This is a genomic window from Rhizobium sp. ZW T2_16 (genome assembly GCF_044987325.1).
In the GTDB taxonomy this organism is placed as follows: Bacteria; Pseudomonadota; Alphaproteobacteria; order Rhizobiales; family Rhizobiaceae; genus Neorhizobium; species Neorhizobium cellulosilyticum.
The window spans coordinates 205,638-219,649 of the sequence record NZ_JBJDRG010000007.1; the positions used below are offsets into that span (position 1 = coordinate 205,638).

19 protein-coding genes and 1 tRNA gene are annotated in these 14,012 nt (G+C 55.6%); 11 read left to right on the forward strand and 9 right to left on the reverse strand.

Annotated elements, in window-relative coordinates; genetic code table 11:
* The first annotated feature begins 81 nt into the window (after positions 1–81).
* From ACI3K0_RS18780 to ACI3K0_RS18795, 4 genes are all read left to right on the forward strand, one after another.
* A complete protein-coding gene (locus ACI3K0_RS18780) occupies positions 82–1,170 on the forward strand; it encodes an acyltransferase family protein (RefSeq protein ID WP_404945936.1) in 1,089 nt (362 codons plus the stop codon).
* 421 nt (positions 1,171–1,591) lie between these two features.
* Positions 1,592–2,557 (forward strand): hypothetical protein, encoded by a 966-nt coding sequence (locus ACI3K0_RS18785; protein WP_404945937.1) that lies wholly within the window; start codon positions 1,592–1,594, stop codon positions 2,555–2,557.
* A 272-nt stretch (positions 2,558–2,829) separates the two neighbouring features.
* A complete protein-coding gene (locus ACI3K0_RS18790) occupies positions 2,830–4,140 on the forward strand; it encodes a hypothetical protein (RefSeq protein ID WP_404945938.1) in 1,311 nt (436 codons plus the stop codon).
* A gap of 257 nt (positions 4,141–4,397) precedes the next feature.
* A complete protein-coding gene (locus ACI3K0_RS18795; RefSeq protein WP_404945970.1) occupies positions 4,398–4,634 on the forward strand; it encodes an acyltransferase in 237 nt (78 codons plus the stop codon).
* A gap of 1,130 nt (positions 4,635–5,764) precedes the next feature.
* Here ACI3K0_RS18795 and ACI3K0_RS18800 read toward each other — a convergent pair.
* From ACI3K0_RS18800 to ACI3K0_RS18830, 7 genes are all read right to left on the reverse strand, one after another.
* A complete protein-coding gene (locus tag ACI3K0_RS18800; RefSeq protein ID WP_404945939.1) occupies positions 5,765–6,253 on the reverse strand; it encodes a hypothetical protein in 489 nt (162 codons plus the stop codon).
* The gene (locus tag ACI3K0_RS18805) at positions 6,241–6,846 is read right to left on the reverse strand and encodes a hypothetical protein (RefSeq protein WP_404945940.1); all 606 of its coding nucleotides are present in this window, start codon (positions 6,844–6,846) and stop codon (positions 6,241–6,243) included. Before ACI3K0_RS18805 ends, ACI3K0_RS18800 begins: the two co-directional genes overlap by 13 nt.
* Complete coding sequence (locus ACI3K0_RS18810) at positions 6,846–7,301, reverse strand: Panacea domain-containing protein (protein WP_404945941.1); 456 nt, start codon at positions 7,299–7,301, stop codon at positions 6,846–6,848. The genes ACI3K0_RS18805 and ACI3K0_RS18810 overlap by 1 nt, the downstream gene beginning before the upstream one ends.
* Positions 7,302–7,455: 154 nt before the next feature.
* Complete coding sequence (locus ACI3K0_RS18815; protein ID WP_404945942.1) at positions 7,456–8,274, reverse strand: site-specific integrase; 819 nt, start codon at positions 8,272–8,274, stop codon at positions 7,456–7,458.
* Positions 8,275–8,431: 157 nt separating this feature from the next.
* The gene (locus tag ACI3K0_RS18820) at positions 8,432–8,671 is read right to left on the reverse strand and encodes a hypothetical protein (protein ID WP_404945943.1); all 240 of its coding nucleotides are present in this window, start codon (positions 8,669–8,671) and stop codon (positions 8,432–8,434) included.
* A 38-nt stretch (positions 8,672–8,709) separates the two neighbouring features.
* Positions 8,710–9,135 carry a hypothetical protein gene (locus ACI3K0_RS18825; RefSeq protein WP_404945944.1) on the reverse strand — a complete coding sequence of 142 codons (426 nt, stop codon included), beginning with the start codon at positions 9,133–9,135 and terminating at the stop codon, positions 8,710–8,712.
* Positions 9,132–9,377 (reverse strand): multiprotein-bridging factor 1 family protein, encoded by a 246-nt coding sequence (locus ACI3K0_RS18830; RefSeq protein ID WP_404945945.1) that lies wholly within the window; start codon positions 9,375–9,377, stop codon positions 9,132–9,134. Before ACI3K0_RS18830 ends, ACI3K0_RS18825 begins: the two co-directional genes overlap by 4 nt.
* 128 nt (positions 9,378–9,505) lie before the next feature.
* On the opposite strand from ACI3K0_RS18830, the gene ACI3K0_RS18835 reads away from it, so the two are divergent.
* From ACI3K0_RS18835 to ACI3K0_RS18860, 6 genes are read left to right on the forward strand one after another with little or no spacing between them, the layout of a single operon-like run.
* Positions 9,506–9,691: a hypothetical protein gene (locus ACI3K0_RS18835; protein ID WP_404945946.1), complete on the forward strand. Its 186-nt coding sequence runs from the start codon at positions 9,506–9,508 to the stop codon at positions 9,689–9,691.
* 49 nt (positions 9,692–9,740) lie between these two features.
* Positions 9,741–10,049: a hypothetical protein gene (locus tag ACI3K0_RS18840; RefSeq protein WP_404945947.1), complete on the forward strand. Its 309-nt coding sequence runs from the start codon at positions 9,741–9,743 to the stop codon at positions 10,047–10,049.
* The gene (locus ACI3K0_RS18845) at positions 10,049–10,498 is read left to right on the forward strand and encodes a hypothetical protein (RefSeq protein ID WP_404945948.1); all 450 of its coding nucleotides are present in this window, start codon (positions 10,049–10,051) and stop codon (positions 10,496–10,498) included. Before ACI3K0_RS18840 ends, ACI3K0_RS18845 begins: the two co-directional genes overlap by 1 nt.
* Entirely contained in the window at positions 10,495–10,683 is a 189-nt protein-coding gene (locus ACI3K0_RS18850; RefSeq protein ID WP_404945949.1) for a hypothetical protein, read from the forward strand. The genes ACI3K0_RS18845 and ACI3K0_RS18850 overlap by 4 nt, the downstream gene beginning before the upstream one ends.
* 3 nt (positions 10,684–10,686) lie before the next feature.
* A complete protein-coding gene (locus ACI3K0_RS18855) occupies positions 10,687–11,148 on the forward strand; it encodes a hypothetical protein (protein ID WP_404945950.1) in 462 nt (153 codons plus the stop codon).
* The gene (locus ACI3K0_RS18860) at positions 11,145–11,345 is read left to right on the forward strand and encodes a GcrA family cell cycle regulator (protein ID WP_404945951.1); all 201 of its coding nucleotides are present in this window, start codon (positions 11,145–11,147) and stop codon (positions 11,343–11,345) included. Before ACI3K0_RS18855 ends, ACI3K0_RS18860 begins: the two co-directional genes overlap by 4 nt.
* 243 nt (positions 11,346–11,588) lie before the next feature.
* Here the strand turns inward: ACI3K0_RS18860 and ACI3K0_RS18865 are convergent.
* A tRNA-Leu gene (locus ACI3K0_RS18865) sits at positions 11,589–11,673 on the reverse strand.
* A gap of 231 nt (positions 11,674–11,904) precedes the next feature.
* Between ACI3K0_RS18865 and ACI3K0_RS18870 the strand changes: the two genes are divergently transcribed.
* Complete coding sequence (locus ACI3K0_RS18870; RefSeq protein ID WP_404945952.1) at positions 11,905–12,672, forward strand: hypothetical protein; 768 nt, start codon at positions 11,905–11,907, stop codon at positions 12,670–12,672.
* Between the two features lie 73 nt (positions 12,673–12,745).
* Here ACI3K0_RS18870 and ACI3K0_RS18875 read toward each other — a convergent pair whose 3' ends face one another.
* Positions 12,746–14,011 carry a GNAT family N-acetyltransferase gene (locus tag ACI3K0_RS18875; RefSeq protein ID WP_404945953.1) on the reverse strand — a complete coding sequence of 422 codons (1,266 nt, stop codon included), beginning with the start codon at positions 14,009–14,011 and terminating at the stop codon, positions 12,746–12,748.
* Between the last annotated feature and the right edge of the window lies 1 nt (position 14,012).

Consider the following 14,012-nt stretch of genomic DNA (forward strand, 5'->3'; position numbering starts at 1 on the left):
AACAACGAAACGTAAATATAACGATTGATCAATCAGTCTTGATGCTTCATTTTCGACCGAATTGGTGCGGATGGGGTTGCTGTGGTCAAATATACTCATGTTCATACTCAAACGAATTTTTCGTATATTCCTGCGATAGACGGGCTTCGAGCAGTATCTGCTTTTCTCGTTTTTGCTACCCATGCGTACCATGACAAGGTCCCAGGCGGGATTATAGGCGTTGATATCTTTTTCGCCATAAGCGGCTTCCTAATAACGTCTATATTGTTACGAGAGGCGGATAGAACCGGCACGATATCGATACGCGACTTCTACATGAAACGCTCACTTCGGATATTGCCCGCAGCCCTTTTCTTTTTCACATTCGTATATCTTTTTGCCAACGGTGCGATGGGAGACCACGGACAATCCGCTTCTCTCAATTTCGCGGCTGCAGTTTTCAGCTTTATGAACTGGCTACGCGCCTTCACTGACTACGATGGCAACTACTTGGCCCACTCTTGGTCCTTGTCTGTTGAGGAGCAATTTTATGCGATCTGGTCACTGGTCGTGCTCGTCTTAGTACGCAAGGGCAGTAGAAAAACGCTCGCGCCAATACTCGTGGCAACCATGGCTCTCATCATCGCCTGGAAATCTTATCTGGGGATCTCTGGGGCCACGCCGGCCCGAATTCTTAATGGCTTAGACACCAGAGCAGACGCCATATTGATCGGCGCGCTGTTCGCTTGCGTGCCAATTGATAAAGCGGTGCGGCTTGCCAGCCGATTTTGGCTCATACCGATTATCGGACTTCTCATCGTGCTCAGGGCCGCCGATGACAAGAGCAACGACATCTGGATGTTTCTCCCGTTTTTTACTGCCATCTCCGCTTGCCTGCTGCTAGTCGCGTTGGGCGATAACATCATTCAACGGCTACTCAGCAGTCCACTAGCCGTCTACTTCGGAAAGCGATCTTATAGCTTCTACCTGTGGCATTACCCGATTGTGGCGGCGATGTGGGGATCAGAAATTCGCCGTACAGTCTGGATCCTCCCAACATTCTTGCTATCACTTATAGCGGCAGAATTGAGCTATCGTTTTATTGAGACGCCCTTCTTGAACCTCCGCCACCGAAAGGCCAAACGAAATATCGAAGCCACCGGCGCCATCAGCCACGAGACACCGCAGTGACTGAAGTACTTTTCCTATGTTTGATTCTACGGGGGAACCGCATCGCCACTCAAGCGGCTTTTAATGTGTAGATTTGGCATCACGCCGACATACTGGCCGTAACGATATAAGTCACGGGTGCCGTTAAACATCGCCACCCAAGCTATCAATCCAGTCAGGGTCGCGATCAAATAGAACTGCACCCTCATGTCCACCCTCTGGAATTAATCCTGTTTTTAGGTAGCAGTTGAAACCTCGATCGGATTGATGTTTCCGTTACAATGTTGTGTATTTTTTCTATCGATGCACAGCGTATTACAGATTTCTTCTTATCGCGATAGTTCTACCGAGGTTCTTATCGCAAATTCGAGGTCCGTTCCGGATGAGTTTGACTATTGTAAGCGATATTCCCTTCCATACGGGATGGTCCCCGATATCTCACATGCAGGAGCTACTAGCCAAGCTAACTTCGAGCGAGGTCGAGGATGTCTCACTCCGAAAGAGCAACCGACTGCACTCATTGTTTTATCGGCATACTTCAAGAGCGCGTACTACGGACGATAAAGTTGCATTATTCATCACCGCGACAGCCTTTGGCGCTCGGAAGTTTGTGCCTGTAGCGAAGGAACTCGGAGGTTTCTCTCGAACCGCAATCTGGATCATCGACAGCTTTTGGACCGACGCCTCATTACGCGAGAAAACGCTGATCGACAGACATTTTGATATTGTCGCGTACATGCAGTCCTACGACGACGAATTCTACCGAAAACTCTTCGGTGATCGAGCGCTTCGACTGGAGTGGGGAAGCGATGCGCTGAATCTGGGAACGGCGAATGCTGTAAGAGAAATCGACCTTCTCCGGATCGGACGGCAGCCGACCGATTGGGAGGATGACTATGTCACGGCTCAAGCATGCGCAAAAAGCGGCATAGCATTCCGCGGTCGCCCACCGATGTTGTCAGCAGTGGAAGATTTTCCCGAACTGATGCGCTCTCATTACAGCCGAACCAAGTTCGTTCTTGCAAACTCGAATATCGCCGCGCCGGCACCCTATACACATCCCACGAAAGCTTACATGACTGGGCGATGGACCGATGCGCTTGCGTGTGGGGCGACCGTAGTTGGAGTTCCTCCTGAAGGGGATACTGCCTTGCTCGACTGGCCTGAAGCGTTGCTAAAGCTTCGAAATCTCAACCGCCTCGACGGGCTAATTCAGATCGAGGCCGCATTGAAATCTTGGACGCCAGCCACGCCAGCCCGAAACCACATGGGCGCCCTTCGTCAGCTAGATTGGCGATGGCGGTTTTCTAAACTCTTGAATGCCCTCGAGATTAGTGCACCGCGGCTGGATTCTGAAATCATTGAACTTCAGAACAGAATTCTGCAGATACAGACATTAGCGTCATAGGCAACCTCGGATAACCGGAAACTTAACGCATGCCAGCTTGGTCCAAACTGATGGTAATCGTGACACACCGCCTTCGCGACAAGTTGAGCCGGTGGTCAGAGGGTCCTTTAGAGGAATGGAAGGCCGATTTTGTCCGTTCACCTGTCGAATTGATAGACGGGGATTGGGCGGAAGGCTTCGTGGCCCACAGGACCATAAATGGCATTAAACAATTCCGACGCGCTACCGAGGATGAAAAACAAGATCTGATCGCATTGAGAATGACTCCCTGAATGCGAAACGCCCTTCAAAGACGGTCTAAAGAGCCGATGGTTGCGCTCGAGTATGCGCTACATCGCCTCCTGATCCACGCGCTCATCATCTGTGATATCCTCTATTCATCAAGGCTAAACCGAGTGATCGGGGGCTTCGCCCAGCCTGCTCTTTTGGGAACAGCGGCAGCAATTGTCGTTTTTTACATGGTCTATCTTCTGGCGCGCGGCAAAGTTCTACCCGTCGCACTTGGTGCTTTATATGCTGCGCTTATTTTCTACCAGATCGGAGTATTCGCGGACCGAGCTGCGATAACATTTCATGCGAATGTATTCTTTCAGTTTCTATGGCTGATGGCCTTTATTCCATTCTACGCATGGGTGACAGTCGGCTTGAGGCGCTACATGCTTCGTGAAGTCGTATTTTATTCAACGGCCTATTGTTGCGCCTACGTCCTCATGTCCTTAGCCCAACTGACTGGAATTCTTCCGTACAGCATATTGTCGGCCATCGTTAGTGACCAAGATGCCCGCGGGGCACGAGTATTCCTATATGCCACGGTCGCAGCAATCGCCTATTTCTACTGGCTGTACGAGCTACGGAGGCGTGTAACATACAGTAGCCTGTTTTTTTATGCGGTCGCCGCCTTGGCCTCGGTTTTGTCCCTCTCGCGCGTATATCTGCTCATTCTGCTTTGTCTCACAATACCTTTCATTTTTAGGTGCAGGGCCTGGGTTATATCGTTGTGCGTTAGAGCGGCGTTCGTCGCAGTAACAGCCTATATCTTCTATGGTTTCGTGGATTTTACTTTCAATCCGTTCGCCGCATTTGCAACGGATCTCTCTGGAGCCTACCGCGCCTATGAATTTGATGTGGTACGTTACGTGCTAAGACAGGAACCCCTCTTCGGTTTCGGCGTCCCGCCAGACCTAATATACGTTCGACAATTTCTAGGACAGCAAGACATCTTTCCCAGCGATCTCGGAGCTCTCGGGACTTGGTTCGATTTAGGCCTGTTCGGCCTGTTTTTGCTCTTCTATCTCCTGCTTGTCTGCTCCAGACCATTGCAGTTTCTTGAGGAGCGGTATGGATGGCCTTTGTTCTTATCCGGGTGCCTTCTAACGGCTTACGGCGCAATCTCGCCGACGGCAATGTATGGCGGAGCGACCTTAACCGCTTTAATTCTTGGTCTCGCACTAAGTTCTAGCAAACCTCGAAAGTATTCAGTTAGTCGCCGCGAAGCCATGCGTAATCGACAGCTGAAACGCCTGAATGAGCTCGGCGCGACTGATATCGGAATTCTGCCCGTGAACAAGAGCAATCATTTTTAGAGGTGTCGATGAAGTTCAAGCGCGCAATTTCTAACCTAGCTTCCGCTTCTGCTTTGCTACCCGCCTCGATCAGACTGAGAATCCTTCGGGCCGCTGGTGCGAGACTCTCAAAAGACGTCGTAATTCTTTCCGGCAACATCTTCAGGCGCCCAGAGAAATTGACGGTGGATACAGGAACCTTCATAAGCTACCGTTGCACTTTCGAAGGGGAAGAGAACATCCGGCTCGGGAAAAACTGCAATGTAGCTACCGGAGTGATGTTCTTGACAACAACACATGAAATTGGCGGATCATCGTGCCGAGCCGGCCCACCCATTCATGGAGCGATTGAGGTAGGTGACGGAAGCTGGATCGGGGCTGGCGTCATCATATTCCCGGGCGTTCGCATTGGTCCAGGTTGCATCATCGGTGCTGGATCCGTCGTGACGAAATCATGTGACGCCAACTCACTGTACGTCGGCAGCCCAGCAAGAAAACTAAAACCACTCAACTAAGATGTTATTGAGGAAGAAGCCTATGAGTGTTCCCTCGCCGATCGACGCATTTCAAGCTGTTGTGAGGCTATATCGACGGGTGTTCGAAGCCAACTGGCAACCAGTGGCTGACGATCGCCCGAACTCTTCAACTACGTTCAGAATGCGTCGTTGGCGTAATGGAAAGTTCGAGTATCGCAATTGCACACACGAAGAAGAAACCGAAGCATCATGGAACAAGATCGGCCCGTGAATATCATCGGTTTTACGATAAAGCTAAAGCGCGCGGTTTTTCGGTCCGCTGCATCATGTGCTCTGCTCCCGAGCTTCCTACGAGCTCGTGCTTTAAAGGCGGCAGGTGCAGAGATTGCTGAGAAGGTGACGATAATATCAGGAAGCACCTTCATGCATCCTGAAACCCTCTCAGTGGGTCGGAACACCTACATTGGCGGCGGGTGTGTCTTCGAAGGCGATGGAAGCATTACACTAGGCAAGCTCTGCTTCGTAGCTGACAATGTTGTTTTCTTAACATCTGAACTCGTAACGGTTAGCAATTCGCGCGGGCCTGGCACACCTATGAGCAGGTCGATCGAGGTTTGTCATGGGACATGGATCTATGCGGATACAGTCATTTACCCTGGAGTAAAAATAGGACCAGCCTGCTCGGTCGACAAAGGCTCAGTGGTCACAACTTCATTTGGGGGCGGGTTGCGAATTGGCGGTAATCCTGCGGTTGAAATCAAACCAATCGAAGTTCCTAGCGTAATAGCGCCTAGTCGATGCAGCCAAAACACCCTGGTCGCCCAAAGTTGAGGGCCGTGGCATAAAGGCGGCCCTCAACGCTCCAGATGCCGAGGCGGTGGCTTAATAGGCCTTACGATCTTCGAACGCTGTTCGGTCATCAATCTCTTGCCTAGTTGGGTCTCGATAGATGACTTTGCCGTTGTCAGTCTGCTTTCGCATACGGCTTCCGTACCAATGCCATTCCCGCGAAACTGGGAAGAGGAAACGCAAAATCTTCCGTAACATTTGGATCCCCCAAAACTGTATGTGGCCGCTCAGCATTGGATGCAGTCACATAGGTTGTCAATGAGGTCGTTATCTACGCCTCGGGTGCGGCCCTGAGCATCGCCCGATGTCAGGGCGGTGGGTTACGAGTAGCTGCGGATATAGTCATCGAGCGTGATCCACTCGACATCGCTGCGAGCATAGACATCGGCGCACATGTCGCGGAGGTTTTGCAGGTTCTGTGTGTTGCTGCTTTCGAAGTTGTTGTGGGTGACGAAGATCGCCGCGCCCTTATTGTTCGCAGCCTGATCGATATACGACTTGATGTCGTTGGCGTAGGCGTTCGCTGCTTGGAAGCGACTCGCGCCGAATTCGACACAACGATAGCGCATGGGATCCGAGAGCGGCGCGCACTCACCGAAATGTAGGATCGGCTGCCCTGTCGGCGCGGGACCGCCATAGGTCCGCATGGTCCGGAAGTGCTGGCGAAGCGAAGGCAGCATATCGGGTTCGCTCTGAGACACGCCGGAATAATAGGAACCATCCATGCCACCACGGAAGCCCATAGCGGCGTGCCAAGCGCGCAGCTTCCCATAGAACGCCGTGCGCTGTTCTTCCGTTAGCGCCCGCACGGTGGCAAGGTCCTCAGTGCTCCAAGACTGCGAGGCGATCTGCCAGCCGTGCACGTCCTGTAGGGCGCGTACCTGGTTGACTGACAGTCTCGACGCTGCGCCGATCTCAAGCGCCGGTGCGCCGCTCTCAGAAATCTGAATAACTCGTCCTCCACGCGACCGATCTCGATCCACCTGTCTTGAGCTTCCGGACAAATACTGTCGAAGGGCTGGGAATGATGCTTCTTGTGGCGGTCCTTGCCACCGGTCATCTGCGCCATGATCTCGTGCCAATAGAGACCACTCATTTCAATCATAGTCGCTCTGATAATGCAGGCGTTTTCCGGGCCGTACTCCGGGTGACACCAGTTGCGCTGCTCGCCCCAAGTCCACGTTTCTTTGCGATCGGAATGATCATGGATCGTGTATTCCATGCGCATTTGCATGATGCTGCCGGGATCAGCAATCGATCGTGGCGACTTGCCGCCTTCGGGAGAAAAAGCCTGCCTAGGCTTCTGCTCTGCCTCGACCTTCACCACCAAGCGTGCAGCTTTTTCCTGCTGCTTCACCAGCTTTTCGAGCCGCCGATCAATCCGCGCCTGTCGCCGGTCCATTAGTTGGTCGTATTGCTCGCCTGCAGACCGGAATAATATTCATGCATATCGGCCAAGGTAATTTCCTCATCCGAGGCATAGCCTTCAGCTACACCAGCGCGAGCGCGGGCTTGCTTCCATGGCTCCTCCAAGTGAGTGAGGTCGCTCAGCCACTGGGCAGATTGCTTTCCATAGAACTCTAGAACGGCGTCGATCGTGGTGCGAGCGCGATCGTCGAGCTGAGGATCTGTCTGCATAAGCTGGCGCGGTGGGATCGAAAACTGTCTGTGATGCATCGAATAAAGAGAGCGGCATACTGGGCCATTTGCCCATGCCTCAATGCGATCGTTGAACAACGGACGTTCATCCCAGACCAGCGACCACGCCTGCGAGTAATAAACCAGCTTCTGGAGCTTCATCGCGGTCATTTCGCCGCAAGACCGCAAGATGTATTCTGCTACATCCCTAACGGACATTTCGATCTCCTTATCGCTCACTATTGAGCTAAGTGGCCGTATCACTACGGGCACAACGCGTAGCTACATAGACTTGTTCGAGGCTGACTGCCAGTGCAGGATTTCGCCTCATTGTCCGGCCAATTGATTTCGTTTGATTTAATTCCCATGAAGTTCAAAGGAAGCCATCGCCGGCATGGTCTTTGAAGCGGTCGGCACGCCGCACGTATGTTTCTACCGTCCGCGGATCACGATGCCTCGTGACCTCCATGATGCGACTGATCGAGGCTCGGTTCTCTGCAGCCGAGGTAACGAAGCCGGCGCGCAGCGAATGCCCCGACAGTTTTTCGACATCGAGGCCGGCGGCATCCGCATACTTCTTCACGATCAGCGCCACCGACTGCGCCGATAGCGGTTCGTCCGTCAGGTGGTCGCCACGGTTGATGCGACGGAAGACCGGCCCCGCGGTGATGCCGGCGGCGTCGAGCCATTCCTTGAGCCTGTCAGCCGGTTTAAGCGCCTTGCCGTTCAACACAGCCACCGACTGGCCTTTCGCCTCCTGGTCGGTCTTTGACTTCCGCAGGAACACGTCCACCCCCTTGTCGGAAAACGTCAGCTCCTCAACAGTGATAGCCACGAGCTCCGATCGGCGGAAGGCGCCGGCGAACCCGAGCAGCAAGAGCGCCCTGTCTCGCTTCCCCTGCAGGGTGCTGGCGTCGATGCGGCCGAGAAAGGCATGGATGACGTCAACGGTTGCCGGCGCTTTCTGGCGGCTCGCTGTGCCTACTGTGCGGCGGATGCCCTTGAGGATGGCAGCCACGCCGGCATTGTCGGTCGGGTTGTCTTCGCCAGCGCCGCGGTGAAAGAACCGGATTGCCGCCAGCTTTCGGGCGATCGTCGGTACCTTCTTTCCCATCGAGGCGAGAGCGCTGGCATAGTTCGCCACGGTCGCAGGAGAGGCCGGCAGGTGTGCGATCGCTGCCGAGCCGCGCACCAACCCTCGAATTCCTGCCAATCGCCTTTGTAAGCCCGCATGGTGTTCTCGGACAGCGCAGCGCGGCCATAGTCGAGCGCATCGGCGCTGAGATCGGAAGTAGCCTCTAAGCCAGGCTGCGGGCTCACCAACGTCAATGTGGTCATGCAAGTCTCCATCACAACGCGGGCGGATCGCCGCCGAGCAACTCAGGGTCTATGAGGCGGTCGAGATCGCTCTTCCGCCAAACTCGATATTTTCCTTTGCCGGTACCGCGCTCCTTCCAAGGCATCGGCCAGTCTTTGCCGACACGAGCGAGGAACGCTTCGACTGACGACTCGCCAACATATGCCGCGGCATACTCGTCCCGAAGAAGGGCGGGCCATGAGCCATTCGGTATGACTGCTTTCTTCGCCATCGCGAATCCTCAACTGGTAGCGATAAGAGTTCTTCCCGCTAGGTTATTTGAAGCACTTGCCAGCGGCGGCGGCCGAAGATCTTCAGCTTGAGTTTCAGCTGGCGGCCCCGAGAGATATTGTGTCCCCAGGGGAACTTGTTTTCTTCAGCAAACTTCAGCGTGTAAGTGGAATGGCCATCGATCTTGAACCGGATGACATCCTCCCAGGCGGGAGTTACGTCAATCTTTGGGCGATCGAACCGGAGAAAGCGAGGGTCCCACGCCAACTCCCAGGACGATACCTGAACGGGCAATGATGACAGGTTCGCGATGACGATCTCGTGCTCACCCCCTCGCTCGCCTGTGAAGGTGTAGGTGGTGTCTAAGCGTGTCCTGTCCTTCCAGAACGTCTCCCAAATCTTGATCCAGGCAAGACCTGTCGAGATCGCTGCTCCCCATACAGAGAGCATGATGGTTAGGGTCATAGCCCCATCCTCACGCCCGCGCCGCCAGGACGGTCGTCACCATCTCCGATGAATAGTACGCCGGCATCCTCGAGCGTTTTGGTAACGGTCGAGACGTTGCCGGCCGAGCTGCGCTGGGGCCCAATCTTGTCATCTTCCATGCGGCGGATCGTGGTTAGAGAGAGACCAGTCCTTTCGACAAGCTCGCCCTGGCTCCAGTTGAGAAGGGCTCTGGCTGCCCGGATCTGGTTCGCTTTCAACATCGTTTCCTCTTGCAATACCGAACACATAAACATTTTTTGCTTACGTGTAAACATTTCCTGTTGACCATAGTTAATCATTCTGGTTTATTTATAAACAGAAAATGATCATATGCAAAGGAATAATGGTTATGAACGAAGCCATCAGACTATCCAGCCTCTTTGCTAACCCGGCCGTCAGGGCCGCTTTCGAACGCGCCGAGCGCGACAACGGCGCAGCGCTGACGATCCCGGCTCCGCGCGAGCCGAAGTTCATCGGTGGCGCTGGTGCCTCGATGCAGTGGCGCCGCAACTTGGAAGCACTCGAACTCGCATAACACGCGCTGCGGCGCAGACCTTCATTTCCTGACAATCTGGAGACCTACCATGCCGAACAAACCCGTTCCGGCCGCCGGCGAAGCCGTGCCGAAAGCAAAGCCGACTGACGAGCAAATCGCCGACGCAATGGCCGATCTCGAAACGCCCCTCTACGATCTGCAGATAATGGCATCGATCACCGCAGATCTGGCAGGCGAATGGTTCCAGCGTCCACAGTCATATGCTGGCGACAAGCTCGTCTTCCACATCAGCAGGATGCAGCGCGAGAAGCTCCTCTTCGCGATCAATGACATCGAAGCCAGGATCGGAGCGCTCAAGTCCGGCTTCATGGCCGCTCGGTACGGGGAGGACGCATAATGAAGGATCTCAACGTCTCCCGTCGTGGGTTCCTTGGGGGTGTTGCCATCACGGCAATACCTTCGGCTGCAATCGCCATAGAAGTGGGTGCGACCCACGACCAACCGATGACAGCTCAGGAGCGCTTCGACTTCCACCTGTCCGAACTGAAGCGGGCTGCGGAAGAGCTTGACCCGCGCATTGGTGACTGGCTCGTCCGTGACCACACGAGCGCCGGAGAGGGTTGCAGCATCCTTATCTCGGCATTCCGCACCACAGGCTGGTACGAGGGCGACGGCTTGTATGAGGCTGGAAAGAAAAACTGGAACGGCAGCAAGACGGAATACAAAGTTCGCCTCCTCGCCGACCAGATCGACGGCGAGCGCCTCTTCGAAGTCACCTGCCCGGGTGAGCGGATGCAGCTCATCGAAACCCGTCTGAACACCTTCATCGGGCGGAGGATTGCATGAGCCGGAAGATCGAGGTGGAAGACGCTCTCGGCGCTGCACAGAGTTACCTTCATGCGGTACGTCGCATGCTTGAGCAACTGATGGGTGAGGGGGCTGACTACTGTGCGCTCGATCTGCTGGCGATGACCGCCATGGAGCGTATCACACAAGCGCAGAACATCGTCGATGATTTGAAGGAGGGCTAAGCCATGGAAACGATAGTCAGCCCTGCCGTCTATCAATTAAGTCGTGGGAAACTGGAGCGCTGGATAGACGAGGCAATCGCGCTCCTCGATCTGCTGGATGGCGATAGCGACCTCGAAGATGGCGCCGATGCCGAACCATCTATCGGCAGCGCCCCGCGTATCTTCGAAAACGATGCTGAGTACGAGCTCGAACTCGACAGTTGCGATGACGAATGGTCAGGCGACGAGCACGAGCCGACGCTTGGCTGGAATAACCCTCGGTGTGGCGAGCCCGACCGGGAGGAAGGATGGTTGCCAGCCGACGTGTCCGACGAGAAGACCTACATCAGCGAACCTGATCTCGTTTCAAGCGACGGTGCCGAGGTGGCGCGGCAAATGCTCCGCCAGGTCATCAAGGACCATCGGAGGCTTGCGCGCGCTCTGTATGCCTCACGGCAGCCGGTTGCGTCTGGGAGGAGCGTATGACCGCTTTTGTCAAAGCTCCACGAGCTCTGGTCGACATCGAGCGCGGCGAATGCCGGTTTCCGGTCAATGACGCGCCCAACGGCCGGCATTTTCTCTTTTGCGGGGATGTCGCGCGCAAAGGAAAGCCGTATTGCACGAAGCATTGCCGCCTCGCGTATCGTCCGGCTAGTGATCAAGCACGGCGGTCGGTGGCATGATTTGGAGCATCATTAGACTGAGGTTCGCGCGGCGCATGTTGAAAATATCCGCCGCGCTGCTTCGAATCGGTGAGAAAATTCTCGAAGACGAGATCCGTCAGAGGTTGCCGCGACACGTCAGGGTGGCGCGATCAATCGTCCCGACTATCAATCCAACGAAAAAATGAAGGTGGATAGCAAGGTGGACCGGAAAACCTTACGTATTCCTAAGTAGCTGATATTGCATCGTTATTTGAAATTTGTTGGTGCCCCGTGCCGGAATCGAACCAGCACTCCTCTCGGAACCTGATTTTGAGTCAGGCGCGTCTACCAATTCCGCCAACGGGGCACAGTAGATGTGGAACGCGCTTACCATGCGCGGCCACGAAGATGCAAGGCGCAAGTTCTTCAAATATGATCCGCAACGATCCGCTTCCCGGAAGAACGCGAGGCGCGAAGCGGCGTCGTCATAAACCGTTAATATTCGCAGGCCTTATATTAGAATAATCTGAAACTAATGCCGGCGATTGGAATTCGAATCCGTGGGTTCTGCAGGCAGACCCTCAAGGAGGAGAGTATCATGAAAAAACTATTTGTTTCGGCATTGATGTCCACATGCATCACGGCGGCCGGGCTGACGCCAGTCTATGCTCAGGGATTATCCATCGGGGGTGATCGGGGCGTCAGCGCCAGCGTTGGCAGAAGCAGCAATGGCGGGCTCGGTGTGGGCGCGTCGGTGGGAGGGCGTGACGGCGTGAATGCCGGAGCCAGCGTCGGCGGCAGATCCGGCGGTGTTGGTGTCGGGGCATCCGTCGGTGGTCGCAATGGTGCGAATGCCGGTGCGGGCATCGGACGAAATTCCAGCGTGGCGAGCGCCAATGCCTCGGTCGGAGGAAGCCGTGGTGTCAATGCCGGTGCAAACGTCAATGGTTCACGTGGGCTGAATGCCGGGGTTGCCGCATCTGTGGGAGGCAGCGACGGGGTGAATGCGCGGGTCGGCGCCAGCACGTCGAACGGCATCAATGCCAGAACGACCGCATCGATCGGCGGCACCGGCGGTATCGGCGCGACTGTCGGGCTCGGTATCGGAGGCACGACTGGTGTCGGTGTGGATGTCGGAGTCGGGGTCGGCGGCGGCACGCCCGGAACAGGGCCGGGTACAGGTCCGGGAACGGGTGGTGGTGGAGCCGGAGGCGGATTGACCGGTCCTCAGCGGGCTGCCTTCAACGCTATGTCGCCGAGCGAAAGGCAGAAGCTGTTGAAGCGATGCGTGGATGTCTCTGCTGGCGCTTATGATCCGGCGCTCGTCCAGCTCTGCCGCATGTTGCGCATGACCGCGTCGCGTTAGCGGCTCGGGTTACTCAAGGGGTCGGCTGACACGCCGGCCCCTTGAGTATGCTGCATCCACGACAGATTTCTTGTCACGTATCGCGGCCGGCCAGATGCAGGATCTTTTCGCGCAGGATACGAGCTATATTGCGGGTGTTTCTATAGAGATGGAGCTGGGTTGCGACCTGCCGGACATCACGGTCGCTATTGCGTGTCAGGCCGATGACGAGGCTTCCCATCTCATCGCGTTGTTCCCACATGCGGCTCATGATCGGATGATCGGGCACGGCGCAGCTGTCGGTGCGCAGGATGTTGGCATCCTCCAGATGCCAGTCCGTCAGCTTCATGATCAGCAGCTTGCCGGGCGAATGGCGGCCCAAACTCTCGTTATAGGCGGTTTTCCACGTATAGGCCTCACCGGCCATGATGAAAACGATGATCGAGGCGATCGCGCGGCCATCGAGATCGACCGTGTGAATGCGCACCGCGTCGATTTCGGCGAGGTTGGTTATCGCTTCGCGGGCGAAGGCGGCACGATAACGGTCGTTGATCAGTGCTGACCGCTTTTTGCCCTTCCAGCCTTTCGCTTCCAGGGCGAGGAATTCCTCCATCCGCAGGCGGACCTCTTCCGGCTGGCGGGCAACGTTGTAGGTCAGGGTGCCAAGCTTTTCCAGGTTGCGCCATTGGCGGCGCATCTCGCGATAATGATGGGCCGATACGGATTGCTTCAGGTAGCTTTCACCGTCGAGATAGCTTTCCAGCATCGGGCGCCGGAACGTGTCGGTCGTGGCGACTGAAAGATCGCGGGCGATCGCGACGGCCTTCGCCAATTGAGCGAAGCGACCGTTAAGGCGAATATCCGGCAGAACCAGAACCGATGGCAGTTTGGTCTGGGGCTGGGTCAGAACTTCGAACAGGTTGTCTATCGTCTCGGCGGCATCCTCTGTGTCCAGCAGTGGAGTTCCAAGCGGCCCAAAGGGATTGGCCCAGGTACGGATGATCGGAGCGCCGACCGAAAAGCCTGGCCGCTCGACGGTAAAGGGCATCAGCAGGCGCAGGCGCGAGCGCATGCCGTTGTCATCGCGGATCAGCGCGAAACGCACCTGCTTGTCTTCCACACGTGGCATGGCAGGAGCCAGAAGGCGGGCGGAGAAAAAGATGTTGGGTTCCATCGCCCGATGCGACAGGAACTCCAGCTCTTCCTGCAGCTCATAGCCAAGGGTTGCGGGATAGAGCGAGAATTCGCGTCCGGCCCGGCCGACAGGCAGTTTGAGATCGGCTTCGGGCAATTCCTGTCTATCCTGTCCCAGAGCCGCTTGCCCCTTCGTATTTTCGATGCCCGGTGGTGGGAATTGCATG